Origin of the sequence: Alcanivorax sp., from assembly GCF_002733835.1 — a bacterium.
In the GTDB taxonomy this organism is placed as follows: domain Bacteria; phylum Pseudomonadota; class Gammaproteobacteria; order Pseudomonadales; family Alcanivoracaceae; genus Alcanivorax.
This window is the reverse complement of the sequence record NZ_NVWY01000020.1, coordinates 1-25,037: the sequence shown is the minus strand read 5'-3', so window position 1 is coordinate 25,037 and position 25,037 is coordinate 1. Positions and strand designations below refer to the sequence as shown.

The window sequence follows — 25,037 nt, the reverse complement described above, 5'->3', positions numbered from 1 at the left end:
CAGACGCAGACCGCACGTCGGACATTCGGCGTCTAGCGTCCGGCGCCTTTAATATGCACAATGGCATTCAATCGATTAAGTGTATCAACGCCATGACACTAACAGAACTACGCTATCTGGTCGCCCTGGCCCGTGAACGCCACTTTGGCCACGCCGCCCAGGCCTGCAACGTCAGCCAACCGACCCTCAGTGCGGCTATTAAAAAGCTGGAAGAACAACTGGGCATGCCCCTGTTCGAGCGGCGCCCCCGCGAAGTGGTCGTCACCCCCCAGGCCGAGCCCATTGTCGCCCAGGCCCAGCGCGTGCTGGAACAGGCTGACCTGCTCTCCCAGATGGCCACGAGCCAACGCGACCAGCTCAGCTCGCCGCTGCGGGTCGGGGCGATCTTTACCGTCGCCCCCTATCTGTTCCCCACCATGGTGCCGCGGGTGCGCGAAGCAGCGCCGGAGATGCCGCTGTTCATCGAAGAAAATTACACCCACGTGCTGCGACGCAAGCTGGAACATGGCGAACTGGACGCTATTATCGTGGCACTGCCCTTTTCCGGTGGCGGTCTGGTACGGGCGCGCATGTACGAGGAGTCCTTCTCCGTGCTCCTGCCCGGTGACCATGCCTGGACAGCGCAGAAGAAAATCGCCCCGGAACAGCTACTCAACGAATCCCTGCTACTGCTCGGCGAAGGCCACTGTTTCCGTGACCAGGTGCTGGAGCTGTGCCCGGCTATCGATTCCCAACACCAACGCAACCTGGTGCAGATCGAAGGTGGCTCCCTGGAAACCCTGCGTCATATGGTCGCCGGCGGGCTGGGCATTACCGTGCTACCCAATTCGGCCCTCCATCAGCACGGTTACAACAAGGACACCTTTGCCGTGCGGCCATTTGAAGAGCCGGTGCCCTCACGGACCATCGCCCTGGTCTGGCGCGACAGCTTTCCTCGGCCCAAGGCCATCGAAGTACTCCGCCAGGCGGTGCCCAAGGAAGGATTGTCGGGATAACGATGGGCAGGAAGGTTTCTCCCTGTAGGAGCACCTCTCGAGGTGCGAACCCTACCCAGGCAAGACGCTGGAACCCGATTCGCACCTCGAGAGGTGCTCCTACAGCGGTGTTGCCCAACCATGGCCAGTGACAGCCTCTCCAGCCTCCCCATCACCCGCCTGAAAGGCGTGGGCCCTGCTGCTGCCGAGCGGCTGGCCAAACTGGGCCTGCACAATCTGGAAGATCTGCTTTTCCACCTACCGTTTCGCTACGAAGATCGCACCCGTATTACCCCCATCGGCGGCCTGCGCCCGGAAACCGGCGTCGTCATCGAAGGGCAGGTGATGGCCGCCGATGTGATCTTCGGCCGCCGCCGTTCACTGCTGTGTAAAGTGGCCGACGGCACCGGCATGGTGACGCTACGCTTCTACCATTTCAGCGCCGCCCAGAAGAACAACCTGGAGCGCGGCAGAACCATTCGCGTGTACGGCGAGCCCCGCCCCGGCTCCGCCGGGCTGGAGTTCTACCATCCGGAATACCAGCTGGATTATGCCGACAGCGGCCTGCCGCCACTGGAAAAAGCCCTGACCCCGGTCTATCCCACCACCGATGGCGTCAGCCAGAAAACCCTGCGCAACCTGACCGGCCAGGCGCTACATTACTTGCAGGCACACCCGCCCCAGGAATTGATCCCCGCGCAATTGCTGGATCAGAGCGGATTACCCAGCCTGACCCAGGCGCTCAGCAAGCTGCATAACCCGAACCCGGATGACCCGGTGAACCTGCTACTGGAAGGCAAGCACCCGGCGGTAAAACGGCTGGTCATGGAAGAAATGGTGGCTCACCAGTTGGGCATGCTGCAAAAACGGGCCGGGCAGAAAGCCTTCCATGCCCCGCGGCTCAGCGGGCAAACGCTGTTTGAAAAACTGCAGACCAGCCTGCCCTTTGCCCTGACCGGGGCGCAGCAGCGCGTCATCGGTGAGCTCATGGGTGACATGGCCAAGCCCCACCCCATGCTACGGCTGGTGCAGGGGGATGTGGGATCGGGCAAAACACTGGTGGCGGCGGCGGCAGCCCTCGCCGCTATCGAATCCGGTTATCAGGTGGCCCTGATGGCACCCACCGAACTGCTGGCAGAGCAACACCGGGACAATTTCCGCCACTGGCTGGCACCGCTGGGCATCGAGGTTCACTGGCTCGCCGGCAGCCTGGGCATCAAAGCCCGTCGGGAAACCAATGCGGCACTGGCTGATGGCAGCGCCCGGATTGTTGTCGGTACCCACGCCCTGTTCCAGGAAGCGGTGCAATTCCACCGGCTCGGGCTCACCATCATTGATGAGCAACACCGGTTCGGCGTGCAGCAACGCCTTTCCCTGCGCGAAAAAGGCCGCTTTGATACCGCCAACGGCAGCCAGGTGCCCCACCAGCTAACGCTCACCGCCACCCCCATTCCCCGCACCCTGGCCATGAGCGTGTACGGCGATCTGGACACCTCGGTGATCGACGAAATGCCGCCGGGGCGCAAACCCATCGACACCCTGGTGCTGCCGGAAGGCCGCCGCCCCCAGGTGATCGAACGGATCAACGATGCCTGCCGCCCTGACACCAAAAAAGGGAATACCCAGGCTTATTGGGTCTGCACGCTCATCGAGGAATCAGAAGAACTGCAGGCCCAGGCAGCGGAAGCTACCTTCGCGGAATTGCAGGTGGCCTTGCCAGACCTGAGCATAGAGCTGGTCCACGGACGCATGAAAGCAAAAGAAAAAGCCGAACGGATGGCCCGCTTTTCCCGGGGTGACGCGCAACTGCTGATCGCCACTACAGTGATCGAGGTGGGCGTGGATGTCCCCAACGCCACGCTTATGGTGATGGAAAATGCCGAACGACTGGGCCTGGCACAATTACATCAGCTACGCGGACGCGTAGGGCGGGGCGGCGAGCAAAGCTATTGTCTGCTGCTGTACAAGAACCCGCTGTCACTCACCGGCAAACGGCGGCTGGCGGTCATGCGCGACACCACCGACGGTTTTGTTATTGCCGAAGAAGATCTGAAACTGCGCGGCCCCGGGGAATGGCTGGGCACTCGCCAGACCGGGGACCTGGCCTTTCGCATTGCCGACCTGGTCCGCGATGAAGCCCTGATGGAACCGGCCAAAGACGTGGCCAACAAACTGATGCACGACTGCCCGCAGTGGGTTGAACCGCTGTTACGCCGCTGGTTAAAGGGTGGGGAGAATTTCGCGGATATCTAAATAAAAAAGCTTGTCGGGTTACGTCGCTACGCGACTAACCCGACCTACAAAAAATCACTGCCCGGAAAGAATTTTCACCGGAATCCATTGGGTTTTTGTCTGCATCAGAAAACCGTTATTTACCCAACGCTTCAGCACCGTATCCACTTGCTGTTTCAGTTCGCTGTCATGCTTGCGCATTACCCACGCCAGTTGTTCCCTGGTAAGCGGTTTGTACAGGCCCAGCAACTTCACCGGGTACTCATGCTTGTTAGCCAGGTTCCAGACCGTGGGCGCATCGTGAATGAACGCATCAATGTCACCGTTAACCAGGGCCTGGGTCGCTTCAGTATTGCTGTTGAACCCCCGGGTCTGCGCATCCATGGTCTCTTTCACGAACACCTCACCGGTAGTGCCATTTTTGTAACCCACCCGGTAGCGCCCGGTAAACAAGGCGCTGGGCGTGGCCAGCCGGGCGGCATCGTCAAGACGAATCATGGCCATCTGGCCGATGGTGGTATAAGGCAGGCTGAATGCGAAGGCCTCCTGCCGAGCAGGCGTTATGGAAATACCGGACATGATGATATCGATTTCGTTATTCTTCAGCGCCGCAAACAGATCACTCAGTTGCGTGTATTCATGCAAAGACAGAGGGCGCTCAAGATCACCGGATAATTGCTCGGCAAAGTCCCGCTCCAGCCCCACAACCTTGGCGTCCTCGCGAAACACCAGCGGCGGGTAATCGGGCATGACACCAACCCGCAAGGCTTTGTCTTCCTGTTCGCCATGACCACTGCTGCTGCACCCTGCCAACAGCCCCAACGTCAGCACCAGCATCCATCCAATTCGCTTCATCATTCTTTGTGCATCCTGTTGTCTTTATGGAATCAATCTTCACACCAGTGCGGCCTTTCTTTCCCACTAAGGCATGGACGGCAAGGCACCTTCAAGGTGTTCCGGGGTCGCCATGCCTCGCATCCATTTCACCGTGGTGATCTGCCAGGCCGGATCAGCGGCTTGCAGGGAGGCCAGCACACCGGGCAAATGGGCCGCGCCGTAGGTGATATAAATGCGCTGGCTGTCATCTGCGATAATACGCTGCGCCAGCTGGCGGTTGCGGAAATCGAGAATCACTTTATCCAGCGGCCGGGGTTCATGCTCGCTCTGATCGCCCAGCGCCATGGCAAAGGCACCGCGGCACAAAATGCCGATCAGTTTTTTCTGCTCATCGGTGGCGGAAGCATGCCAATCCAGCAGGGCGGCAACCGGATCGCTGGTATCCGTGGAAGCGGGAGCCTCCCGGTCACGCACCTGCTCGGCGAAAGCCGGGTCCGTGGCCATCAAACGATCATATTCCTGCTTCATTTCCAGGCTGGTGACATCCGCCGCCACATGCCGCTCCGGATGCTGCTGCGCATCTCGTTCCATCAAACCAAAGTAATCGATCTGGAATTTCACCCCGCAGGCATCAGCCAGAGCCTTGTAGTTCTCTGCCAAGTCACCGCCCCCGGCAAGCTGTTCGGCAAACCAGGCATCACCTTCACCGGGGGAAGGTTGCACCCCTTCGTAATACAGCCGATAGCCCTCATTGAGGGCCTCTTCCAGATCATAGACCACCGACTTATAGAAACTCTCCATGCCCACATGGACCATGCCCTGGAAGACCACGGTTTTCTTGCCATTGCTCAAGGTGGCCTGGGGTAACAGCGGCGGATCCGCCTGCACCTTGTAGACCAGGTAGTAAATCGGCAATGCCGTGGCGATGGTCAACAGGCAGAAAAATACCCCTACGGATTTCAGCAAGCTGCGATTTTTCTTTTTCCCCAACAGCAAACGCAGTGCGCCGTTCAGCAACGCCCCCAGCAACAATGCCAACGCAGCAACGGCCAGCAACACCCACCAAGAAATACTGAACAACACCGGAAAGCTGAACAGGAAAGCCAGCCCCACAACGAAGCAGATAATCGCGGACACTCCGATCTTCAGCCGCACCCCCAACGGTAACGTCAACACACACCCCCTTAATTATGTAATGCAAAAAGTACCGACAATAATCCGGCACCCCCGGTATCCGCCATGCCCCACCTGTACGCACTATTATTTTTCATTTGTGCCTTGTGATGAGCGATCACACCTAGACTGCCCGGTTTTAGCTTAAACCGCCACAATCTCAGCAATAACAGCACTTGCGCCTCATATTTGTCATCGTGTTGTGCTGGAATAATTAAAGGCTTTTCTGCACGATAAAGAAAAAGTGAGCACACGCGTATCGACAAATTTTCAGGGATGAAAAACGTTATGACTGCAGCCTTTTGCCACCACCCGCACTACCGCACTGCCATTGGAACCGTCATCACAGGCTTGCTCCTGCTACCTTTTACGGCCTCCGTCCACGCTGATGACAAACATGCCATGAATGAAAAATGGTACCTCTCTGCGGGTGGCTACAGTGTGTTCCGTGCCGATACCACACTGTCACTGGTGGAACGCAATGTGGGGGCCGGCGCGGCCATCCGGCCAGGGGATACACTCGGGCTGGATCTGGAAGAAACGGTTTTGCGACTGGAGGGCCATTACCGATTTACCCCCCGCTCCCAGATTGTTGCCTCCTGGTTCCAGGTGGAATCTGACGCCTCCAAAGTCCTGCAGAAAGACATCGACTGGGTAGACCAGGGCGGCAACAGCACCACCGTGGCCGCTGGCAGCACGGTATCCAGTTCGCTCGGTTACGAGATCATGAAGGCCAGCTATTTCTATTCTTTTTATCACAATGACAAAGTCGAGCTGATGGCCGGGGGCGGGCTGCACGTCTCCAGGTTCAATATTGATCTGGACGTCAAGACAGACCCGTCCGGCACGGTCTCTGCCCAGGAAACCCGTAACGCCGCCCATACCGTCCCCCTGCCCACCGTGGGCTTCGGGCTCAACTATCGGGTCAACCCGAAGCTGTACTGGTTCCTGAAAGCCGAAGGCTTTTATCTGGAGTACGACGACTGGAAAGGCCTGTTCTCTGAAATGCAGGTAGGCATGGAATACAACGTATGGCGAAACCTGGGGGTGGGCGTGGGCCTGGCCACCAGCAATCTCAATGTCACGGAAACGGCGCCACAATACACCTTCCGCTACGATAATCGACTCAGCGGCGCCAACCTCTTCCTGTCCTGGTCGCTGTAAACCACCCGCGACCATCAGAACACGAGGCAAAACGCATCAATCTCTGGACACCGGGAAAATCCGGCGTAATATCGCCGCCGCCCACAAGGGCGAACAGTGACTCACCATAAGGAAGATCGATGGCCAAAGGCCCCAAGCCCATGCACAACTGGGCAGCCATGGACCCGCTAATGCGAAAAGGCGGCGTCCACCAGGAAGCCCGCAACACCCTGCGTCCACGCATGACCACCGGCCAGGCGTTGAACGAATACGATGACTGGCAAGACGATACACATTCAACCGGCGACGAAGGGCCACACGGCCCTTCCTCGGCTTACCACCTTACCGACCACGCCCTCCCCGCCTGACTTGCTCCACCGCTCGCCTCTCTTTTGTTATTCCTGCCCTTGTCCGTTTCTGCCCGCTACCGATGCTTTCGGTCATTGTGACGTTCCGCCACGCCTCGATGCGCACTCATAACTGACACGTTTTCTGAACAACCGACACAGTGTGACCGCACAAAGGATTCTGGAGCGGCCCAGGGAGTGGAAGTAGTGGCTCGCGCAGGAAGGGTAACAATCAGGGCTCGCAGATCCAGGCCTTGGCGGCATCCACGTCATCGCTGGGGAACACTTTCACATCAATGGACGGCAGCAGCTTGTCCGCCAGTACCGAGAGGCGGCGCATCCAGTCCTTGTCGGTGACCACCGCTTCGCGCTCGAAGTGCTTCCAGTGGGCAAGGCCGAACTTCAGGTCCTGAAACAGCACATCCATGGAGACCCCGCCAAAGGTTTCCATCTCTGCATAGAAGCGTACCGTTTCATGCTTTTGCAGGGCGGCTTCCAGCGCCGCGGTCACAGAATCGAATTCTCCGCGAGTGATCTTGCCAGAGATACGCGCACCCACAACCCGGTCGTCATCGAAAGGAATCAACGTCAGCATGGTCCGTCTCCCGTCCCTGTGCGCCGGCTTCGCTGCGAAGCGGCGCACGCTCAGACACGTCGTTGTGTCTGCTGCAATGGCCTCTGCCAGGGGCCGCTATTCCTGTTCCGGCGCGGGAGCCGTCAGGCTTTGCCAACCCTGCTTGGCGGCTTCCCAGCTCTGCTGGAATTTCAGCTTGGCCGCATCCCAATTGTCCTCACCTGCATTCTGCAGGGCCTGATAGCGGGTTTCCAGCTGGGCTTGTTGCTCTTTCAGGGCGGTCAGCGCCTCCTGTTTCTGCAGGCGAGCATCCTGGGACAGATCGCGCCACTGGCTGTTGATGTCGCCTTGTAGCAGGGTGATCTGCTGATTCAGGTCATCGATGGCGTGACGCGCCACGCGCATGGCCTGGTTTTTCTGTTCCACGGAATAATTCTGGATATCGTCCAGCGTTTCTTCCATCTGGGTTTCCACTTTTTCCGGTTCCGGCGTTTTCACGTTGGGAACGCCTTCCGTCTCTGCCCACGCCGTGGCGGTGGTCACCAGCATAAGGGTGGCGGCGGCCAATAATCGGTGTGTCATCGGGACAACTCCTTGTTTTGCCTTTTGTGCCAAATCTGGCTATGCCTGTACTGGAATGTGACAAGTCAGACGGCAAAACGCTCCCCCGATGATGCAAAAAGCCGTAAAACGAGGCCAGAATGCCCCGTTTTACCCGGGAATTCATGCGTTGAGAATATACGCCAGCATCTCCACCACCTGCTCCGGGGTGCGCGCTACCGCATCGGCGGCGGCATCCACCTCTTTCAACGGATGATCGTGCTCTTCATCGTGCAAAATGATCATCGGTGTGCCCAACGCCGCCGTGTAGCCGGCATCAAATGCCGCATTCCATTGCTTATACTTGGGACCAAAACGCACCACCACAAGGTCCGCCTCGTCAATCAGCTTGCGGGTGCGGATACCATTGATGCCGGCCCCCAGGCGGTCTTCCCAGAAACGCTTGTCTTCCGCACCGAGAATATTCACCCCCACCTTGTCGCTGGCCTCGTGGTCCGTCACCGGGCTGCTGAATTCGATATCCAGCTCTTTCTCGGCGCAACCCTGCACGATGCGCTCGCGCCAGTCGGTGTGAATTTCCCCGGAAAGGTAAACGGTCCAGAAACTCATGGTGATTCTCCCGATTGATTCTGAAAAACGGCAGGATAGGCCCGCCGGATTGCAAAAGCCACCTTCCGAGCGCCGCACCTTCAACGCCTGATGCCTGACGCTAAATGAAAAAACCTCCGTACAGAACGCTGCAGCCAAGTTAATCCCATTGCACCTTGAACCGTGGCGGAGGCTGCCGTTAAATGCCTCCATTCGTTATCATTGATTTCAGGAAGGGTATGCCATGCGTATGACATTTTTGCTCCTGCTCGCCACCGCGCTGCTGGCAGGCTGCGACGACCCGGACGCGCCGGCAAAGCCCGCTGACAAACCGGCCTCCACCGACAAGATCGACGCTGCACAAACCGGTACCGCCCCGGAAACGCTGGTGCGCATCGTCCATACCCTGAATAAAACCGATGAGCAGTGTGACGCTGACGGCTGCCCGAAAGTGGACCTGCAATGGCTTACCTTCGAGAACCAGCCCGCACTGAACGACGCCATCACCCAGCAGCTGGCCACCATGCTGATTCAGGATGAAGGCAACGCCACCCACGATGGCACCATCGAAGGGCTGGCCGATGCGTTTCTGCAAGATGCGTCCGACATGGCCATGGCCTCGGAGCAGGGCTGGGAGCTCAATGCCACGGTGAAAAAACAGGGCCGACGCGGCGACCTGGTAACCCTGTCCATGGAAACCTATGAATACACCGGCGGTGCCCACGGCCTGCCCAGCGTGCAGTACTTTCACTGGGACCTGGCCAAACAGCAAAGCATAAAACCGGGCGACCTGCTGGTGCCCGGCCAACAGTCTGCCTTCTGGGAAAAAGCCCGCGAACAACACACCGCCTGGCTGGACGAGGAAAACCTGGACCAGGCTTTCCGTGACAGCTGGCCGTTCGACAAGACCGATAACGTCTTCTTCAGTGACAAAGGGATGGTGCTGCAATACAACGTGTACCACATCGCGCCCTACGCCATGGGCCAGCCTACCCTGACGATTCCCTATGCGGAGCTGGAAGGCATTGTGCGCGGGCAATATTTGCCACAGCAGTGACAAGTTACGAGACGCGAGTTTCGAAGAGCGAAGATCAAAACAGCCAGGCGCTCATGTTTTTGCCTTTTGAAACTCGCTTCTCGTCACTCACAACGGTTTCCCCCTCCTACGCAGCCACCAACGCCAACAGAAACACCAGCTCCGCCAGAATCACGCTGGCGCCCAACGCATCGCCGGTATAACCCCGCAACTGCCGCCACAGATACCCACCCCACAACAACGCCACCACTGCAACGGACAATATCGCCGGCACCAGCGCTCCGGCTAAGGCCGCCACTGTCACCGTCATCGCGGTAGCGACAGCCAGGCGTTTTGCGCTGAAGCCTTCCGCCACCGGTTTGCTTTTACTGGTGTCCGGGTCGGTCACATACGGTAGAAACCGCATTAACCACAGCGGCGTTAAACGGCTGATTACCGGGCTCAGCAACAGGGCCAGCCAAACGGAATTCGCGTCCGCCAGCAACAATCCCTTCAAACCCAGCGCCATGATCAACGCCACCGCCCCATAGGTGCCGATACGGCTGTCCTTCATGATTTCCAGACGGCGTGCCACGGTATAACCACCACCCAGCGCATCCACACTGTCTGCCAGTCCGTCTTCGTGGAAAGCCCCGGTGATCCACAGGTGAAATGCCAGCACCAGGGCCACACTGATCCCGGTATTCCAGAATCCGTCCAGCAACACGAACAGCGCCGCGTACACCACCCCCAACAGCAAGCCCACCAGCGGAAAATACACACTGGAACGGTTCATCAGTGTCTGGCTGTAATCAATGCGCACCAGCATGGGCACGCGGGTCAGAAACCCCACCGCCAGCCAGAACGCCTGCCATTCATCTTGAATACAGCGCTGAAGAGAACGGTTATTGTCCGCTTGTTGTGTCATCAAACATCCTGCTGTCGATAGGCCTCGCGGAGAACATTGACGGCATCAGGCCCCCGGCCTGATCACAAAATGCGTCGTGGGGTCCAGGAAGAACATCTTCTTCCAGCCCTGCGGCGCCTCGTCGGCCCGCCAGAACAGCGGCAACAGACTCACCAGGGAATAGTGCAGATGCGGCGGCTTGCCCGCCGCATTGCCACTGTCCTCCACGGTGCCCACCGGCGCGCCCGCCCCCAGCCAAATGCCACTGTCGGCGATGTCCTGCAAATGGGCATAATAGTGCAGCCGCCATTTTGGCCCCAACATCAGCACCACCTTGCCGCCCCGCGACAGCTCCCCGCGATACAGCACCAGCCCGCCACTGCTGGCGATCACCGGCGTCCCCGCATCAGCAAAGATATCCACGCCCTTGTGGACCCCGGACTTGCCCCAGGGGTGATACCAGAAAGTCTGCGGGTGCCAGTCATTACGGTCTGCGCCCTGCACCGGCACCTGCCGGGCCTCCGGCAGCAGCAAGCCTGCCACCAGCAAAAACAGCAGCAGCCACAGGCCGCGACGAATTACAGTACGGATTCGCGACATAATTCCAGCCACCTCTCAATGCCAGGGCTGCGGTACTTCTGGCGATGCAGCACAAAATAGAATTCCCGGCTGAAATCCCGGTGCGGCACCGCCAGCTCCACCAGCGAGCCCCGCTTGAACGCCTCCTGCAAACACACCCGCGACAGGCAACTGATGCCCAGGCCGGTTTCCACCGCCCGTTTGATCGCCTCGGTATGCTCCAGCTCCAGGGCCAGGTCCAGCTCGGGCACCAGCCCGTGCAGGGCCCGCTCGAAGGTCTGCCGGGTACCAGAACCCGACTCACGAACAATCCAGTGCGCCGCCCGCAAATCGTCGTCAGTCAGCGCTCCCTTACTTGCCAGCGCATGCTCCGGGCTACAAAACACCACCAGCTCATCCTCGCGCCAGGGCAACAACTCCAGGTCCGGGTGGTTCAGCTCGCCCTCGATAAGCCCCAGATCCAGCTCAAAGGTGAGCACCCGATCCACAATCGAGCGGGTGTTGGCCACTTCCAGATGCACCCGCGCACCCGGCTGCTGAGCCATATACTCCGCCATGATCGCCACCGCCAGGTAATTGCCGATGGTCAGGGTGGCGCCCACATTCAAGCGCCCCAGATCCCGGTGGGACTGCAGGTCCGCTTCCAGCTCCCGGGCCTGGGCCAGCAGCGCTTCCGCCCGCGGCCAGAACTGCCGGCCCAGCTCATTGAGTTTCAGCCGCTTGCCGGCCCGCTCAAAGAACTTCACATCGTAAAGCCCTTCCAGCTCTTTCAACGCCCCGGATGCCGCCGACTGGGACATGCTCAGGTGATTGGCCGCATGGCTCACATTTTCAAAGTGGGCAATGGCAAGAAAGACTTCCAGTTGCCTGAGGGTGTAGCGCATGACCACCTATCCATGATTAAATGATAATCATTATTAACTGTGTGCAGTGCACGATATCGGCTTGCTCGATATCAACTATCGGAATAACCCATTTTACCGATAAATGCCATTCGGTTAAATTTCCACCACCTGGAATTTTGGAATAAGCGCTGATTTAACTATGTCTAATTTGAATACCGAAACCGTCAAAAGCGTTCGCCACTGGAACGATACCCTGTTCAGCTTTACCACCAGCCGGGACCCGGGTTTTCGTTTCAAGAACGGACACTTCACCATGATTGGCCTGGAGCAGGACAACGGTCGCCCGTTGCTGCGCGCCTATTCCATTGCCAGTGCCAATTACGAGGAAGAACTGGAATTCTTCAGCATCAAGGTGCAGGACGGCCCCCTGACTTCCCAGCTGCAGAACATCCAGCCGGGCGACAAAATCTACGTGAGCCGCAAACCCACCGGCACCCTGGTGGCCGACCACCTGCTGCCGGGCAAGAACCTGTGGCTGCTGTCCACCGGCACCGGCCTGGCGCCGTTCATGAGCATCATCAAGGACCCGGAAGTCTACGACCAGTTCGACCGGGTGATCTTGACTCACGGTGTACGCCACGTGTCCGAGCTGGCCTACCAGGACACCATCGAGAATGAACTGCCCAACAACGAATTCTTCGGCGAATTCGTGAAAGGCAAGCTGCTTTACTACCCCACAGTGACCCGTGAGCCGTTCCGCAACGAAGGGCGCCTCACCGACCTGATGACCAGCGGCAAGATCTTCGCGGACCTGGGCCTGCCCACCCCGAGCCTGGAAAACGACCGCTTCATGCTCTGCGGTAGCCCGGCCATGCTTAAGGACACCACCGAGATCCTCGACAACTGGGGTTTCAAGGAAACCCGAGGCGGGGTGTTGGGTGAGTACGTGATTGAACGGGCGTTTGTGGAGAAATAGACGCAACACGTTTCACGCTGCATGCAACACGCTAACGGGCCGCTTTCGCGGCCCGTTTTTTTTATCTGTGCCCGTCTCTCTGCAACCCAGTCTGCTACTCTCCACTAGCCTTCTCGGGGAAAGGAATGTTCCAGCTGTGCAACCACAATCCATTGCCATCATCGGGGCCGGTACCGCCGGGCTCGCAACTGCGGCGTTGTTGGCCCAACAGGGCCACACCGTCACGCTGATAGAACGGGCCCCCGCCCTGGAACCGGTGGGTGCCGGCTTGCTGTTACAGCCCGCCGGACTCAGCGTCCTCCGCCGCATGGGGCTCTATCAGTCCATGTGCCGTTACGGCGCGCATATCAATGCCCTGGTGGGACACACCTGTTCCGGGCGCGCCATCATGAACAGCCATTACCGCCCCCTTGGCGCGCAGACCCACGGCCTGGGCATCCACCGGGCCAGCCTCTGTCATGTGCTGGACAGCCACCTGCAAACCCTGCCGCATCAACGCCGCATGGGTTGTACCGTGCTCACCGTAGACTCTCAGGCACACCAAACCCTGGTCACCCTCGAAAAAAACCAGCGTACCGAGGTGCTTGCCTTCGATGCGGTGCTGATCGCCAACGGCAGCCACAGCCAGCTGCGACCAGCAGCCTGGACGCGCTACGATCGCCTGTACCCGTGGGGCGCCATGTGGGCCATGCTGCCCATGGCCGCCCCCTTTGACGTGCCTCTGCTGCAGCAGCGCTATCACCGGGCCAGCGCCATGGCCGGCATTCTGCCCACCGGCAGCCGCCCGGACCAGCCGGAGACACCGCTAGCCAGCTTTTTCTGGAGCCTGCCGGTCACCGAGATCGCCCAATGGCAACAACCGGACTTTGCCGCCTCACCTTTTGAAAAATGGCGCGGCGCACTGCATACCTTCTGGCCGCAACTGGACGAGGTACTGACACCACTGACCCAGGCGCAGCAGCTAACCCCGGCCACCTACCGCGATGTGATCATGTCGAAATGGGGAGACAACCGGCTGGGCGTGATTGGTGATGCCGCCCACGCCATGAGCCCGCAACTGGGCCAGGGCGCGAACATGGCCTTGCTGGACGCCTGGGCTCTGAGCGACGCCATGCAGCAATCGGATAACTGGCATCAGGTCTGGAGGCATTATCACCAGCAACGCGGCCCGCAGATTCGCTTTTACCAACGCATGAGCCGCTGGCTGACACCGGCCTTTCAGTCGCACAGTCGTGTCGTCGCCACCGGCCGCGATATTCTGTTTCCACTGCTGAGCCACCTGCCCTGGATGCGGCTGCAAATGGCAAAAACCATCGCCGGCCTGAAAACCGGTTTGCTGCGTTAAGGTCGCACCGGAAACCAGATTAACCGCTAAAGGTCAGCACCTGCCGCTGGGTTGTCGCGCTTTGCCAGGCCTGCGCCACCTGGCTGGCGGGCACCGCCACTGCATCAACCTGCAGACCTGCCAACGTGACCGCCGCCAACACCTGTCCCACCGCCTGCACCAGCTCTATCTTGCTGACACTGCCCAGCCCACTGCCCATAAGGGTCAGGTCGGTACTGCGCAATGCTCCGGCAGACAACGGCAATGCCATCCCCGCCATGGAACCAATATTCACAAAGCGCGCGGCGGCGGTTTCACGGGCAATGGCATTGAGCAGGCATCCCGCCGGTGGCCCCCACAGGTAATCAAGCACCACATCCACCCCGTTAGCGGCTATCTCGCCAACAAAGGCATCAGTGAGCACCTCCTCCGGTTGATTCAGAGCAATAAACGCATCCGCGCCCAAGCCCCTTAATGTCGTTTCGTGCTCCGGGTTACGGGCTGTAGCCACAATCCGGCCCGCCCCTAGATGCCGCGCAATCTGAATCGCCAACCGCCCGGACGCGCCCGCCGCACCGTTGATAAGCACCGATTCCCCTGCCTGAAAATTGGCACGCAGCATCAACGCTACCCAAGAGGACATGCCCGGGTTGGCAATGGCCGCCGCCGTCACATCATCCACTGCAGCGGGCACCGCCACACATTGCTGTGCATCCACCGCCACCTCTTCGGCCATAGCCCCCACCGGGGCCCGGGAAAACGCAAAATACACACGCTGCCCATCCGGCAAGTGCCCCACCCCGTCTGCGCCAGGCACCAATGGCAGGGTTTTGCCGCTGCTATAGTGACGGCCAGCCGCCTGAGCCCGCACAAGCTGACTGATCGCCGCCGCACAAGGGCGAACCAGCACCTCGCCCTCGCGGGCCTCCGGCGCCGTAAAGTCCGTCCACACCGGCGCCTGATCAAATTCATTCACCACGACTGCTTTCATGAGACTCTCCGAAATTTCGTGCGCGATAACACGATTGAATCAATCCTTCTCCGCATGCTGAGAGCGCCACTGGCTGGGTGTCATGCCCATCCAGCCCTTGAACGCACGGGTAAAATTGGCCGGGTCGGCAAAGCCCAGTAGCTCACTGATACGCTGAATTTCCATATCGGAACTGGCCAGCAGGTGGCGGCTGTCCCGATATCGGGCTTCTTCCAGCAACGACTGGAACCCCTGCCCCCGTTCCTGCAACCGGCGCCGCAACGTGCGGGGCGTCAGATGCAGGCGCTCGGCAAGCTGCTCCGGGGCCGGATAGCCGTGCGCACCCAGCACCAAAAGCTCACGCACCTGACGCAGCAAGGTATCACCGGGGGCCATCAAGGCGCTTTCCCGCTCACACTGGGCCAGGGCATGACTCAGCGCTTCCGGATTGGCGGTAGGCAGCGGGCTATCCAGCCACTGCACCGCTTCCGGCGCCCAGATGCCTGCCCGTGCCTGGCGATAACGCACAGGCACCGCCGCGTCATCCATGGCACGGCCAGAGGTTGGCGGCTCGCCCTGCAGCCAGATTTCCGGCACCAACGACAAGTCAGGAAGAATAAACTGCATGCCACTGGCCATGCTGCCCAGCATGGAACTGAGCAGCACATCACGCACCGCAGCGGGCAACACCACTTCCGGCACCAACTCGAAGAACAGCCCGCCGCGCTCCTCCTTTACGCTGAGAACCACACTGCGACCCCGCAGGTGCCAGAACCGCTCCAGCAGACCAATGGCCTCGCGGGCACTGCTCGCACACATAAGCACATAACCCAGGCTGCCATGGGCCGTGAGCGGCATTCGCTGCCCCACCTCCAGGCCAATGGCAGCGTCACCGGTCAGCGCGGCAGCGGCCGCAAACACCTGTACCGTCTCCTGCAGGGACACCCGCCCGGATGGGTCCTCCAGCAATGCTGCAGGCACTCCCGCAGTGGACAGCAAGGTCTCGCGGGAGACACCTCGCTGCGTCGCCACCTCCACAAACATGCGCACATAGGTCACCGCCTGGCTGCGCTGGCGGGTCCAGTCAGGGAAACGGCTCCAGTCGATCAGGGGGAAGGATTCAGACAATTTGGCCACCAATGACAAGTGCTTTGTCCGCCCAGCATCTCACGCACTCCTGGCGCTCACCAGTACCGTATGGGCCAAGCATCAACGTATCCTTTTCGCCAGGAGGCTCAAAATGAATGCACCGGCAAAACAGCTTCATAACAATCCGACCGCTGCCCGCCCGACCATGGTTATCCCCACCGTCCGCCAGCCGGACTTCGACCTGGCGGACGATGTGCCCAAATACTGGTGGGATAATGACCCGCTAAAAACCCTGTTGCTGGGCGCCCTGTCCGCCAGCTTCCCCGCCGGGGAGCGATTCTTCATTGATTCCGTGCGGCATTACCAGGACCGCATTAGCGATCCGGAGCTGAAGAAAGCCGTGCGCGCCTTTATCGGCCAGGAAGCCCATCACTCCAAGGAACACAAGCTGCTCAATGGCTATCTGGAAGAACGGGGCGTCGGCCTTGGCCGTCTGGATCGTGAAATTCAGGGCTTCATGGACTGGATGCGCAAGAATCTGTCACCGGAGCGGCAACTGGCGCACACCGTGGCCGTGGAGCATTTCACCGCACTGATGGCGGAAGAATTCCTGCTCAAATATGACGCCCTGGATGAAATGGATCCGCGCATGGCACCGATCTGGGCCTGGCATGCCATTGAAGAATCCGAGCACAAGGCCGTGGCGTTTGATGTGTACAAACACATCGGCGGCAGCGAATTCACCCGCGTCACGGAAATGGCACTGGTCAGCGTTTTATTCCCGCTGTTTTCTACCCTGCATCTGGCACAGCTGATGAAGGAACAGGGCGAGCTGACCAATGTGAAATCCTGGCTGGGCGGCCTCAATTACATGTGGGGCAAACCCGGCGTATTCCGCAAACTGCTACCGTCCTACTTCAAGTTCTACAGCCCGCGCTTCCACCCGTGGCAACACGATGCCCGCGATCTGGTGGAAAAGGCGAAGAAAAAATGGCTGGGTGACTGGGCCTGATATCTGCTTTGCCGAATGCCCAACGCCGGATGCCTGACGCTTGAAATCACAACCCCGGGAAGGGTTGCGTGGTGAGATAAAGCGGCAAGGCTGCTGACTTAGATCCAGGCACTACGGGCATTAACTTGAAGCAGGATCAGAGGTGACGAAGCGCATTAGCGCTTCGTCCATTGTAAAATAGCGGGAACAATCTATTTTTTGGGGCCAGGCTGCAGGGTCACTGGTTGGGCCAGTGCATCGGTGGCTTCCGCTGGCGGCTTGTCGTCCAGACTTTTTTTCGCCCCGCAGGCCACACATTCCATCCACTGGCTGTCGCCATCGATAATGCGCTGTATCTTGTCCATCTGCCCACATTCCGGGCAGGTTGCCCCGGCAATAAACTGGCGTTTCATAACATTCCTCCGCTTAACGGCAAACACCCGATGCCGGACACATTGCCGTCGGGCATCGGGCGTTTGGCATCAAGCGTTTTATCCATTAATACCGCAATGACGCAGCAGTGGCTCCACGCTGGGCTCGCGGCCACGGAATGCCTTGAACAATTCCATGGGTTCGCGGCTGCCGCCCTTGGCGAGAATTTCCGTGCGGAACGCGCGGCCGGTTTCTTCGTTGAACTCGCCTTCTTCTTCAAAGCGGGAATAGGCATCTGCCGATAGGACTTCTGCCCACTTGTAGCTGTAGTAACCCGCCGCATAACCGCCGGCAAAAATATGCCCGAAGCTGTTGGGGAAACGGTTAAAGGCGGGCGGTTGAATAACCGCCACCTGTTCGCGCACTTCATTCAATACCTGATAAATATTCAGGCCCGGTTGATACTCCGCGTGGATTCGCATATCGAACAGGGAAAATTCGATTTGCCGCACCATCTGCATGGCACACTGAAAGTTTTTCGCGGCAAGCATCTTTTCCAGTTTTTCTTTCGGCAGCGGCTCACCGGTTTGGTAATGGCCGGAAATCAGCGCGATGCCTTCCTCGGTCCAGCACCAGTTTTCCAGAAACTGGCTGGGCAGTTCCACCGCATCCCAGGCCACGCCATTAATTCCGGAAATACCGGACACGTCTTGCTCGGTCAGCATGTGGTGCAGGCCATGGCCGAATTCATGGAACAGGGTGACCACTTCGTCGTGGGTCAACAGGCCCGGCTTGCCACCGGCGGGCGGTGCAAAGTTACAGGTCAGGTAGGCGACCGGGGTTTGCAGGCTGCCGTCGGGCTGGCGGCGACGAATACGCGCATCGTCCATCCAGGCGCCACCGCGTTTCCCGGTGCGGGCATACATGTCCAGATAGAAAGCCGCACGTACACTGCCATCATCATCCACCAATTCGTAGAAGCGCACATCCTCGTGCCAGGTATCCACGTCTTTTCGTTGTTTGAACTGAATGCCGAACAACTTGCCAACTACAGAAAACATGCCATTGATAACCGTGTCCGCCGGGAACCAGGGGCGCAGCTCTTCTTCGGAAATATCGTAGCGTGCTTCACGCAAACGTTCGCTCCAGAAACCGATATCCCAGGGGTTTAAATCACCGGCGCCTTGCTCCGCCGCAAAGGCTTTCAGTTCTGCCAGCTCCTGTTCCGCCTGGGGCTTGGCGCGGCGGGCCAGGTCTTCGAGAAACTGTACGACCTCATTCACATCCCGCGCCATTTTGGTGGCCAGGGATTCTTCCGCGTAATTGGCGAAGCCCAGCAATTGAGCCTGCTTGTGCCGCAGCGCAAGGATCTCATCCATGATCGCCGCATTATCAAACTGGCCCGCCTGCGGCCCCTGATCAGAAGCCTTGGTGGTCCAGGCGGTGTACATTTCCTTGCGCAATTCTGCGTTTTTACAGTGGCTCATCACCGCAATAAATACCGGGGCATCCAGGGTCAGTAGCCAGCCGTCTTTTTCGTCGGCTTTGGCGCGATCAGCAGCACCGGCCTTGGCGCTGTCGGGCAAGCCATCGAGTTCGTTTTCATCGGTGATGTGCTTGCTCCACGCCTGGGTAGCATCAAGGGCGTTGTCCGAGAATTTACTGGTCAGTTCAGACAAGCGCTTGGAGTTCGCCATATATTGCGCTTTCTTTTCCTCCGGCAGATCCACCCCGGACAAACGAAAATCACGCAAGGTGTTGTCGATATCTTTCTGCTGGGCTTCGTTCAGTGTTAACCACTGTTCGCTGTCACGCAGCGCCTGATAGGCCGCACAAAGCGCCGCATTTTGTCCCACCTCAGTCCCGTATTCGCTAAGCAGGGGCAAGCAACTGTTGTAGGCATTGCGCAAGGCTTCATTCTGGGCCACAGCATTCAAATGCCCGGCCGGGCCGAAAGCCTTGCCAAGTCGGTCATCTTCCTGGTCCAGCGCCTGTACCAGATGCGCGTAGTCGAAGTTTCCCTCCGCCAGCACCTGCTCAATACGGGCACGGCCCTCTGCCACCAGCTGCTCCACGGCAGGAAGTACATGCTCGGGCTGGATCTGTGAAAAAGGAGGAAGTGCCGGGTAATCAATCAGCGGATTGTTGCTCATGGGTGTCCTGTCCTGCTCCGGGTTCAGCGTGTGTCTGCGCGGCTGGCAACCGATGGCGAGCGGTATCGTCCGGCTGCAACAGCGTCTGGAATATCAGCCACTTGCTTAGCAGAAAAACGCCAAGCAAGATCAATATGGCTATCAGTATACGAGCGGGCGTCTGCAAAAGGTGCCCCTGTAACCATGAATTTGAACTATCGAGTGTATCAGTGATGGGGATTCGCCGCTTTGAAGACAAGGCCCCGCAGTTGGGTAAACGGGTATATGTGGACGAGGACGCTACGGTGATCGGCGAGGTCACTCTGGGCGACGATTGTTCCGTGTGGCCGAAGGCGGTAATCCGTGGCGACATGCATGCCATCCGCATTGGCGCCCGGGTCAGCATTCAGGATAACGCAGTGCTGCACATTACCCACGACTCCACCTTCAACCCCGGCGGCTTCGGGCTGCAGATCGGCGACGATGTGACCCTCGCTCACCAGGCCATGCTGCACGGCTGCACCCTGGGCAACCGAGTCATGGTGGGCATGCAGGCGATCATCATGGACGGCGCCATCGTGGAAGACGATGTCATCGTCGCCGCCGGCTCCCTGGTCGGGCCGGGCAAACGTCTGGAAAGCGGCTATCTGTATCGCGGTCAACCCGCGCGACAGGTGCGTCCACTCACCGAGGAAGAGAAAGCCTTTTTGCCCTATGTGGCGGGGAATTATGTGCGCTTGAAAGACCGGTATTTGAAAAGCAGCAGCTAGCGACGAGCAGCTAGCTGCCAGAAAAACATTAAACCGGCTGTAAAAATCACCGATCTCGAGGAACTTTTCCGGTTTTTCCTATCTTTTTTCGTAGCTCGTAGCTCGTAGCTCGTAGCTCGTAGCTCGTAGCTCGTAGCTCGTAGCTCGTAGCTCGTAGCTCGTAGCTCGTAGCTCAGATCTGCCACATGAAGGACATATTGCCGAAGCTGAAGGTGTCATCGCTGCTACGCAGGGGCGATGTGGAACTTTGCAGTGTCAGGGTGAACGAAAAACGGTCCCAGTGAACACCACCGCCCAACACTAACCCCAACACGCCATCGCGGGCTTCCACATCGTATTCTTCGGCATGGTGTTCCAGGTAGGAGTAACCGATGTATTCACCGAAGCTGGCCACAAACGCTTCCCAACCAAACCCGCTGCCATCGAACAGGCCCACCAGTGAACCGGTCGTGCCGATACCGGCATAATCGGGAATAAAGTTGCGCGGCAGGTTTCTGCCCACCCGGAGAAACCCGCCCGCCGTTGCCGTCCCATGGAAGTTGTTGGCATCCACGCCCCAGGCATACCCCAGCTCGCCCTGAAATCCCGAGTCCCATTGGAACTGGTGAAAGCGGCGGGCGTTAATAAAGTAAACTCCACCGATCAGGTCGGTTCCCAGCTGGTTATCCCAGCCCTGCGGTTCGGTGGAGCCGGTTACCTTGTGGACCAGTTTCTGGCTTTGCTCCGCCCCGGACTCCGGGCCGACCACCCCCAGGCGCACGCCGTAACCAAACAGGCTGTCGCCGTTCCAGCTGAACAAACCCATCTCCAGATTGCTGTATCCCGCATAGGGCAAGTCCGCGTAATTGGGGGCGCTTTGGCTGATATCCGCCGGGGTGATCATGACCTGTTCCAGACTCAGCGTCAGGGCATGTTTCTCATCATCCAGGCTGATACCCGGCAAGGGTGACAACACGCCCGCCAGACCACAGGTAACACTGCCATTACTGTCGCAATGGTCATGGGCATCGCCCACCCAGCTAATGCGCACACCATTGGTGTACTGCCCATCAGCACCGACGAACAGGTCGTTATCCCAGGAGAAACCCAGCGTGGAAGCCAGCACCGGCAGTGGTAAAAAAACGCTTAATAACAGAACAAAACGCAGGGACATACTTCACCCAGTGATAACGGGCTCAAGAGCCCCGAGCACGTACGATACCGTCGAAACGTGATTAAAAACGCCAGCGGCGCTGCATCACCAGAAACGCAAACGACGCAGACCAGGTTATCAGTATCAAACCATTCAGTGCTTGCACCCCGGCAATCAAACGCAGGGTACCCACCGGGAACAGATCCCCCAGCCCCAGAGAGGTATAGCAAGCGGCAGAAAAATACAGGTGGTCAAGAAAGCTGCCGTTCACCGCCCCACCAATACCCATGGCGGTGTCCCCCACATCCAGCAGCAGGTACACCCAGGCATAGAGGCTGATTTCCACCATATGGGCCGCGAACATGGCGATAACAACCACCAGGATTTCACCCCGAAAATCCGGCCAACGTTTAAGCAGGCCAGACAGCCCCGCCAGCGTCCAGTAATGCAGCGTCACCGTGGTCAGCACCATGGCCAGGCTGACCACGGAGGCATACACCACTTCGTACATTACCGCGCCATCGCTCATGGCAGGCTAGCGCAACGAGGCCATGACAGGGGCCGTATCCGGGCGCCAGCCACGCCAGATCTCAAAGGCTTCGGCAGCCTGTTCAACAAGCATACCCAGCCCGTCCGCCGTGGCCGCCGCGCCTTGCTGCTTTGCCCAGCGCAGGAACGGTGTCGGCTCATTGCCATAGACCATGTCATAAGCCACCGCGCCCTCTGCCAACAAGCCATCCGGCAGCGCGGGCATCTCGCCTTGCAAACCGGCGGAGATGGCATTGATCACCAAATCGAACTGGCCCATGAGATTATCCAGGCCGCCGCCCAACACCGGCGGCCCTTCGCCTTTCATCACGTTGGCGGCCAGCGTTTCCGCTTTCTCTTTGCTTCGGTTGGCAATGCGCAACAAGGTGGGCTCTTCCGCCAGCAACGGACCCAGTACACCTCGTACTGCACCGCCTGCGCCCAGGATCAGCACCCGTTTTTTGCGGATGCTCCAGCCCTGATTGTCGCAGATATCTTTCACCAGCCCGGCGCCATCGGTGTTATCGCCGTGCAACTGCTCGCCATCCCACCACAGGGTATTCACTGCACCGGCCTGGTCGGCTCGCTCGGTGATGGCATCGCACAATGCAAAAGCCTGTTCTTTGAAGGGTACCGTGACATTGGCGCCCAACCCGCCGGCATTCCGAAAAGCCTGAACCGCGCCGGCAAAATCATCCAACGGCGCTTCACGCTTTTCATACTGCACAGCGTCGCTACGCTGAGCGGCAAACGCATGGTGAATATCCGGCGAGCGGGAATGATTCACTGGATTGCCAAAAACACAATACAACCCAGCTTCTAACGCGGTTTTCTCAGCCGTCATACCCACTCCCGGTGAATCAAAAATTTCTGGTAAAGCTCAATCTCGGCACTGTCCGGTTCGGGGTGGTAATCGTAGTCCCAGCGCACCAGCGGCGGCAGTGACATCAGGATGGACTCGGTACGGCCACCGGATTGCAGACCAAAAATCGTGCCGCGGTCGTAAACCAGATTGAACTCCACATAACGGCCGCGACGGTACAGCTGGAACTGACGCTCGCGCTCGCCATAATCGTGGTCTTTACGGCGCGCCAGGATCGGCTGATAGGCGGGCACATAGGCATCGCCCACACTGCGCATCAGGGCAAAGCTGGTGTCGAAATCAAAGCGGTTCAGATCGTCAAAGAACAAGCCGCCCACACCACGGGGCTCATCCCGGTGCTTGAGATAAAAGTAGTCATCACACCAGGCTTTGAATTCCGGGTAGATCTCGCTACCGAACGGTTCACAGGCGTCGCGGGCCGTCTGGTGCCAATGCACAACGTCTTCTTCAAAACCATAGTAGGGTGTCAGATCGAACCCGCCGCCAAACCACCACACCGGGTCTTCACCGTCTTTTTCCGCCACGAAAAAACGCACGTTGGCGTGGCTGGTCGGTGCATAGGGGTTTTTCGGGTGGATCACCAGCGACACGCCCATGGCCTGGAAACTGCGCCCGGCCAATTCGGGACGGGCGGCCGTGGCGGATGGCGGCAACTGATCGCCAAACACATGGGAAAAATTGACCCCGCCTTTTTCGATCACCGCGCCATTTTCCAGCACTCGACTACGGCCGCCGCCGCCCTGTTCGCGCTCCCAGCTGTCTTCACGGAAGGTGGCGGAGCCATCTTCGGCGCCCAGTGCCTCGCAGATACGGTCCTGCAGATCCAGCAGGTAGTCTTTCACCGCCTGCAGTGAAACCTCTGACATGGTGCTTTCCCCGGATGCGGTCGGTGTGTTCACGGGCGCAAAATGCGCCCGCTTTCCAGATCAATAATGGTAGAGGGTTTGCTCGCCCGGTCACAGGCGCCGCTGACAATAAAGTCGAGTTGATCGCCCAGCTGCCGGGCCACCTGATAGCGATTGCGCGCTGCCGGGCGGCCGCTGATGTTGGCGCTGGTGGAAATGATCGGCTGCCCGGCCAGCCGGCACAGCTGGCGAGCCATCGGATGGTCCGGCACGCGCACCGCCACCTTGCTATGCTTCCCGCGCACCCAGCCGGGCAGATGTTCATTGGCCTCAACCAGATAGGTCACCGGCGCCGGCCATTGCTGCTGCAACCGGGCCGCCTGCTGGTCGTTCAGGCGCAGATACGGCGCCAGCTGCGCCAGGCTTTCACCAATCAGAATCAGCCCTTTGCTCACCGGCCGCTGCTTGATGGCCAGCAGCTGCATCACCGCGTCCTGGTTGAACGGGTCGCAGCCAAGGCCGTAGACGGACTCCGTAGGGTAGGCGATTACCCCGCCCGCCTGAATAATCTGTGCCGCGCTGAGCAGATGCTGGTCCATGACGACGCCCTGAAAGCAAAAGCGGCAAATTACCCTGCACAGCCCGGCGACTCAAGTCTGCCGATCAGACATCGCTGGTCTGGCGTTTCAGATAGCCGCCCGCCACCCGTTCCACCCAGCCCTCCAGCTCCAGATCCGCCAGCTGCCCGGCCAGCTCGGGCATGGGCATCCCGGTACGCTCCTGCAACGCATCCAGCGAGTTCAGGCCACTGGTCAGGTGGGCAAGCAGCGCCGGCGGGTCGCAACGAATGCCACTGGCTTCCACGCTACGCTGGAAATCCCCAAAGGCCTGAAAAATATCGTCCACGGACTCCAGCCAGTTGGCGCCATCGCGCAACAACTGGTGGCAACCCTTGCTGAGTGGATTATGGATACCGCCCGGAATCGCAAACACTTCACGCCCCTGGGACAGCGCCGTCCGTGCAGTGATCAGCGACCCACTCTTGATGGCTGCCTCCACCACAATGGTGGCCAGGCTGAGCCCACTGATAATGCGATTACGCATGGGAAATTGAGCCGGCAGCGGGCGCGCGCCCGGTGCAAATTCCGATACCAGCGCCCCGCCGTTCTCCACAATCTGGCTGGCCAGCAGGCCATGGCGGGGCGGGTAGATACAATCCGGGCCACTGCCCATGACCGCCACCGTGCGCC

Annotated in this window: 27 protein-coding genes; 9 read left to right on the top strand and 18 right to left on the bottom strand. The window is 59.2% G+C overall.

What is annotated here, in order from left to right:
• The first annotated feature begins 92 nt into the window (after nucleotides 1-92).
• Together COA55_RS10240 and recG are read left to right on the top strand one after the other, a co-directional pair.
• Nucleotides 93-995, top strand: a complete 903-nt coding sequence (locus COA55_RS10240; RefSeq protein ID WP_290502012.1) for a hydrogen peroxide-inducible genes activator — start codon at nucleotides 93-95, stop codon at nucleotides 993-995.
• 120 nt (nucleotides 996-1,115) lie between these two features.
• Nucleotides 1,116-3,227 (top strand): ATP-dependent DNA helicase RecG, encoded by a 2,112-nt coding sequence (gene recG / locus COA55_RS10235; protein WP_290502010.1) that lies wholly within the window; start codon nucleotides 1,116-1,118, stop codon nucleotides 3,225-3,227.
• Between the two features lie 54 nt (nucleotides 3,228-3,281).
• On the opposite strand, the gene COA55_RS10230 is transcribed toward recG, so the two are convergent.
• Together COA55_RS10230 and COA55_RS10225 are read right to left on the bottom strand one after the other, a co-directional pair.
• On the bottom strand, nucleotides 3,282-4,064 hold the full coding sequence (locus tag COA55_RS10230; protein WP_290502009.1) for a transporter substrate-binding domain-containing protein: 783 nt from the start codon (nucleotides 4,062-4,064) through the stop codon (nucleotides 3,282-3,284).
• A gap of 63 nt (nucleotides 4,065-4,127) precedes the next feature.
• Complete coding sequence (locus COA55_RS10225) at nucleotides 4,128-5,180, bottom strand: hypothetical protein (RefSeq protein WP_290502007.1); 1,053 nt, start codon at nucleotides 5,178-5,180, stop codon at nucleotides 4,128-4,130.
• 438 nt (nucleotides 5,181-5,618) lie between these two features.
• Between COA55_RS10225 and COA55_RS10220 the strand changes: the two genes are divergently transcribed.
• Both COA55_RS10220 and COA55_RS10215 read left to right on the top strand, forming a co-directional pair.
• Nucleotides 5,619-6,380: a hypothetical protein gene (locus tag COA55_RS10220; protein ID WP_290502005.1), complete on the top strand. Its 762-nt coding sequence runs from the start codon at nucleotides 5,619-5,621 to the stop codon at nucleotides 6,378-6,380.
• A gap of 119 nt (nucleotides 6,381-6,499) precedes the next feature.
• Complete coding sequence (locus COA55_RS10215) at nucleotides 6,500-6,727, top strand: hypothetical protein (protein ID WP_063521677.1); 228 nt, start codon at nucleotides 6,500-6,502, stop codon at nucleotides 6,725-6,727.
• 211 nt (nucleotides 6,728-6,938) lie between these two features.
• Here the strand turns inward: COA55_RS10215 and COA55_RS10210 are convergent, their stop codons facing one another.
• The 3 genes from COA55_RS10210 to COA55_RS10200 all read right to left on the bottom strand — a co-directional run bounded on the left by COA55_RS10210 (nucleotide 6,939) and on the right by COA55_RS10200 (nucleotide 8,450).
• Nucleotides 6,939-7,301, bottom strand: coding sequence for an STAS/SEC14 domain-containing protein (locus COA55_RS10210; RefSeq protein ID WP_063521676.1), 363 nt, complete (start codon nucleotides 7,299-7,301; stop codon nucleotides 6,939-6,941).
• A 96-nt stretch (nucleotides 7,302-7,397) separates the two neighbouring features.
• On the bottom strand, nucleotides 7,398-7,862 hold the full coding sequence (locus tag COA55_RS10205; protein WP_063521675.1) for a hypothetical protein: 465 nt from the start codon (nucleotides 7,860-7,862) through the stop codon (nucleotides 7,398-7,400).
• Between the two features lie 141 nt (nucleotides 7,863-8,003).
• Nucleotides 8,004-8,450, bottom strand: a complete 447-nt coding sequence (locus COA55_RS10200) for a YtoQ family protein (protein ID WP_063538313.1) — start codon at nucleotides 8,448-8,450, stop codon at nucleotides 8,004-8,006.
• Nucleotides 8,451-8,673: 223 nt separating this feature from the next.
• On the opposite strand from COA55_RS10200, the gene COA55_RS10195 reads away from it, so the two are divergent.
• Nucleotides 8,674-9,486, top strand: coding sequence for a DUF3298 and DUF4163 domain-containing protein (locus COA55_RS10195; protein WP_290502001.1), 813 nt, complete (start codon nucleotides 8,674-8,676; stop codon nucleotides 9,484-9,486).
• A 106-nt stretch (nucleotides 9,487-9,592) separates the two neighbouring features.
• Here COA55_RS10195 and cobS read toward each other — a convergent pair whose 3' ends face one another.
• From cobS to COA55_RS10180, 3 genes are read right to left on the bottom strand one after another with little or no spacing between them, the layout of a single operon-like run.
• Nucleotides 9,593-10,372, bottom strand: coding sequence for an adenosylcobinamide-GDP ribazoletransferase (cobS, locus tag COA55_RS10190; RefSeq protein ID WP_290501999.1), 780 nt, complete (start codon nucleotides 10,370-10,372; stop codon nucleotides 9,593-9,595).
• A 45-nt stretch (nucleotides 10,373-10,417) separates the two neighbouring features.
• Entirely contained in the window at nucleotides 10,418-10,951 is a 534-nt protein-coding gene (locus COA55_RS10185; protein ID WP_290501997.1) for a M23 family metallopeptidase, read from the bottom strand.
• Nucleotides 10,930-11,814 (bottom strand): LysR family transcriptional regulator, encoded by an 885-nt coding sequence (locus COA55_RS10180; RefSeq protein WP_290501995.1) that lies wholly within the window; start codon nucleotides 11,812-11,814, stop codon nucleotides 10,930-10,932. The genes COA55_RS10185 and COA55_RS10180 overlap by 22 nt, the downstream gene beginning before the upstream one ends.
• Before the next feature lie 160 nt (nucleotides 11,815-11,974).
• On the opposite strand from COA55_RS10180, the gene COA55_RS10175 reads away from it, so the two are divergent.
• Both COA55_RS10175 and COA55_RS10170 read left to right on the top strand, forming a co-directional pair.
• The gene (locus tag COA55_RS10175; protein ID WP_290501994.1) at nucleotides 11,975-12,751 is read left to right on the top strand and encodes a ferredoxin--NADP reductase; all 777 of its coding nucleotides are present in this window, start codon (nucleotides 11,975-11,977) and stop codon (nucleotides 12,749-12,751) included.
• A 136-nt stretch (nucleotides 12,752-12,887) separates the two neighbouring features.
• Nucleotides 12,888-14,096: an NAD(P)/FAD-dependent oxidoreductase gene (locus COA55_RS10170; protein WP_290501992.1), complete on the top strand. Its 1,209-nt coding sequence runs from the start codon at nucleotides 12,888-12,890 to the stop codon at nucleotides 14,094-14,096.
• Between the two features lie 19 nt (nucleotides 14,097-14,115).
• Here COA55_RS10170 and COA55_RS10165 read toward each other — a convergent pair whose 3' ends face one another.
• Together COA55_RS10165 and COA55_RS10160 are read right to left on the bottom strand one after the other, a co-directional pair.
• Entirely contained in the window at nucleotides 14,116-15,066 is a 951-nt protein-coding gene (locus COA55_RS10165; protein WP_290501990.1) for a zinc-binding alcohol dehydrogenase family protein, read from the bottom strand.
• A gap of 39 nt (nucleotides 15,067-15,105) precedes the next feature.
• Entirely contained in the window at nucleotides 15,106-16,182 is a 1,077-nt protein-coding gene (locus tag COA55_RS10160) for an AraC family transcriptional regulator (RefSeq protein ID WP_290502029.1), read from the bottom strand.
• Between the two features lie 103 nt (nucleotides 16,183-16,285).
• On the opposite strand from COA55_RS10160, the gene COA55_RS10155 reads away from it, so the two are divergent.
• The gene (locus tag COA55_RS10155; protein ID WP_290501988.1) at nucleotides 16,286-17,146 is read left to right on the top strand and encodes a metal-dependent hydrolase; all 861 of its coding nucleotides are present in this window, start codon (nucleotides 16,286-16,288) and stop codon (nucleotides 17,144-17,146) included.
• 191 nt (nucleotides 17,147-17,337) lie between these two features.
• Here COA55_RS10155 and COA55_RS10150 read toward each other — a convergent pair whose 3' ends face one another.
• Nucleotides 17,338-17,538, bottom strand: coding sequence for a YheV family putative metal-binding protein (locus COA55_RS10150; RefSeq protein WP_290501986.1), 201 nt, complete (start codon nucleotides 17,536-17,538; stop codon nucleotides 17,338-17,340).
• Nucleotides 17,539-17,616: 78 nt separating this feature from the next.
• Nucleotides 17,617-19,650, bottom strand: coding sequence for an oligopeptidase A (gene prlC, locus COA55_RS10145; protein WP_290501984.1), 2,034 nt, complete (start codon nucleotides 19,648-19,650; stop codon nucleotides 17,617-17,619).
• Between the two features lie 212 nt (nucleotides 19,651-19,862).
• Here prlC and COA55_RS10140 point away from each other — a divergent pair, with 212 nt between their 5' ends.
• The gene (locus tag COA55_RS10140) at nucleotides 19,863-20,399 is read left to right on the top strand and encodes a gamma carbonic anhydrase family protein (protein ID WP_063520812.1); all 537 of its coding nucleotides are present in this window, start codon (nucleotides 19,863-19,865) and stop codon (nucleotides 20,397-20,399) included.
• Between the two features lie 172 nt (nucleotides 20,400-20,571).
• On the opposite strand, the gene COA55_RS10135 is transcribed toward COA55_RS10140, so the two are convergent.
• The 6 genes from COA55_RS10135 to COA55_RS10110 form a co-directional block, all read right to left on the bottom strand.
• Complete coding sequence (locus COA55_RS10135) at nucleotides 20,572-21,552, bottom strand: lipid A deacylase LpxR family protein (protein WP_290501983.1); 981 nt, start codon at nucleotides 21,550-21,552, stop codon at nucleotides 20,572-20,574.
• 61 nt (nucleotides 21,553-21,613) lie between these two features.
• Nucleotides 21,614-22,042 (bottom strand): ion channel, encoded by a 429-nt coding sequence (locus tag COA55_RS10130; RefSeq protein ID WP_063520814.1) that lies wholly within the window; start codon nucleotides 22,040-22,042, stop codon nucleotides 21,614-21,616.
• A gap of 24 nt (nucleotides 22,043-22,066) precedes the next feature.
• A complete protein-coding gene (gene aroE / locus COA55_RS10125) occupies nucleotides 22,067-22,903 on the bottom strand; it encodes a shikimate dehydrogenase (protein WP_290501982.1) in 837 nt (278 codons plus the stop codon).
• On the bottom strand, nucleotides 22,900-23,808 hold the full coding sequence (gene hemF / locus COA55_RS10120; protein WP_290501981.1) for an oxygen-dependent coproporphyrinogen oxidase: 909 nt from the start codon (nucleotides 23,806-23,808) through the stop codon (nucleotides 22,900-22,902). The genes aroE and hemF overlap by 4 nt, the downstream gene beginning before the upstream one ends.
• A 29-nt stretch (nucleotides 23,809-23,837) precedes the next feature.
• A complete protein-coding gene (locus COA55_RS10115) occupies nucleotides 23,838-24,386 on the bottom strand; it encodes an L-threonylcarbamoyladenylate synthase (protein ID WP_290501979.1) in 549 nt (182 codons plus the stop codon).
• A gap of 64 nt (nucleotides 24,387-24,450) precedes the next feature.
• Nucleotides 24,451-25,037, bottom strand: a 587-nt coding sequence (locus tag COA55_RS10110; RefSeq protein ID WP_290501977.1) for a DNA-processing protein DprA, incomplete at its 5' end; no start/stop codon positions are given.

Excerpts from the sequence above, each read along its gene's own strand:
- COA55_RS10220 (WP_290502005.1), top strand. The coding sequence starts at position 5,619 with ATGAATGAAAAATGGTACCTCTCTGCGGGTGGCTACAGTGTGTTCCGT.
- cobS (WP_290501999.1), bottom strand. The coding sequence starts at position 10,372 with ATGACACAACAAGCGGACAATAACCGTTCTCTTCAGCGCTGTATTCAA.
- recG (WP_290502010.1), top strand. The coding sequence starts at position 1,116 with ATGGCCAGTGACAGCCTCTCCAGCCTCCCCATCACCCGCCTGAAAGGC.
- COA55_RS10185 (WP_290501997.1), bottom strand. The coding sequence starts at position 10,951 with ATGTCGCGAATCCGTACTGTAATTCGTCGCGGCCTGTGGCTGCTGCTG.
- COA55_RS10155 (WP_290501988.1), top strand. The coding sequence starts at position 16,286 with ATGAATGCACCGGCAAAACAGCTTCATAACAATCCGACCGCTGCCCGC.
- prlC (WP_290501984.1), bottom strand. The coding sequence starts at position 19,650 with ATGAGCAACAATCCGCTGATTGATTACCCGGCACTTCCTCCTTTTTCA.
- COA55_RS10130 (WP_063520814.1), bottom strand. The coding sequence starts at position 22,042 with ATGTACGAAGTGGTGTATGCCTCCGTGGTCAGCCTGGCCATGGTGCTG.
- COA55_RS10135 (WP_290501983.1), bottom strand. The coding sequence starts at position 21,552 with ATGTCCCTGCGTTTTGTTCTGTTATTAAGCGTTTTTTTACCACTGCCG.
- aroE (WP_290501982.1), bottom strand. The coding sequence starts at position 22,903 with ATGACGGCTGAGAAAACCGCGTTAGAAGCTGGGTTGTATTGTGTTTTT.
- COA55_RS10210 (WP_063521676.1), bottom strand. The coding sequence starts at position 7,301 with ATGCTGACGTTGATTCCTTTCGATGACGACCGGGTTGTGGGTGCGCGT.
- COA55_RS10200 (WP_063538313.1), bottom strand. The coding sequence starts at position 8,450 with ATGAGTTTCTGGACCGTTTACCTTTCCGGGGAAATTCACACCGACTGG.
- COA55_RS10205 (WP_063521675.1), bottom strand. The coding sequence starts at position 7,862 with ATGACACACCGATTATTGGCCGCCGCCACCCTTATGCTGGTGACCACC.
- COA55_RS10175 (WP_290501994.1), top strand. The coding sequence starts at position 11,975 with ATGTCTAATTTGAATACCGAAACCGTCAAAAGCGTTCGCCACTGGAAC.
- COA55_RS10230 (WP_290502009.1), bottom strand. The coding sequence starts at position 4,064 with ATGATGAAGCGAATTGGATGGATGCTGGTGCTGACGTTGGGGCTGTTG.
- COA55_RS10195 (WP_290502001.1), top strand. The coding sequence starts at position 8,674 with ATGCGTATGACATTTTTGCTCCTGCTCGCCACCGCGCTGCTGGCAGGC.
- COA55_RS10165 (WP_290501990.1), bottom strand. The coding sequence starts at position 15,066 with ATGAAAGCAGTCGTGGTGAATGAATTTGATCAGGCGCCGGTGTGGACG.
- hemF (WP_290501981.1), bottom strand. The coding sequence starts at position 23,808 with ATGTCAGAGGTTTCACTGCAGGCGGTGAAAGACTACCTGCTGGATCTG.
- COA55_RS10150 (WP_290501986.1), bottom strand. The coding sequence starts at position 17,538 with ATGAAACGCCAGTTTATTGCCGGGGCAACCTGCCCGGAATGTGGGCAG.
- COA55_RS10140 (WP_063520812.1), top strand. The coding sequence starts at position 19,863 with ATGGGGATTCGCCGCTTTGAAGACAAGGCCCCGCAGTTGGGTAAACGG.
- COA55_RS10115 (WP_290501979.1), bottom strand. The coding sequence starts at position 24,386 with ATGGACCAGCATCTGCTCAGCGCGGCACAGATTATTCAGGCGGGCGGG.
- COA55_RS10180 (WP_290501995.1), bottom strand. The coding sequence starts at position 11,814 with ATGCGCTACACCCTCAGGCAACTGGAAGTCTTTCTTGCCATTGCCCAC.
- COA55_RS10215 (WP_063521677.1), top strand. The coding sequence starts at position 6,500 with ATGGCCAAAGGCCCCAAGCCCATGCACAACTGGGCAGCCATGGACCCG.
- COA55_RS10240 (WP_290502012.1), top strand. The coding sequence starts at position 93 with ATGACACTAACAGAACTACGCTATCTGGTCGCCCTGGCCCGTGAACGC.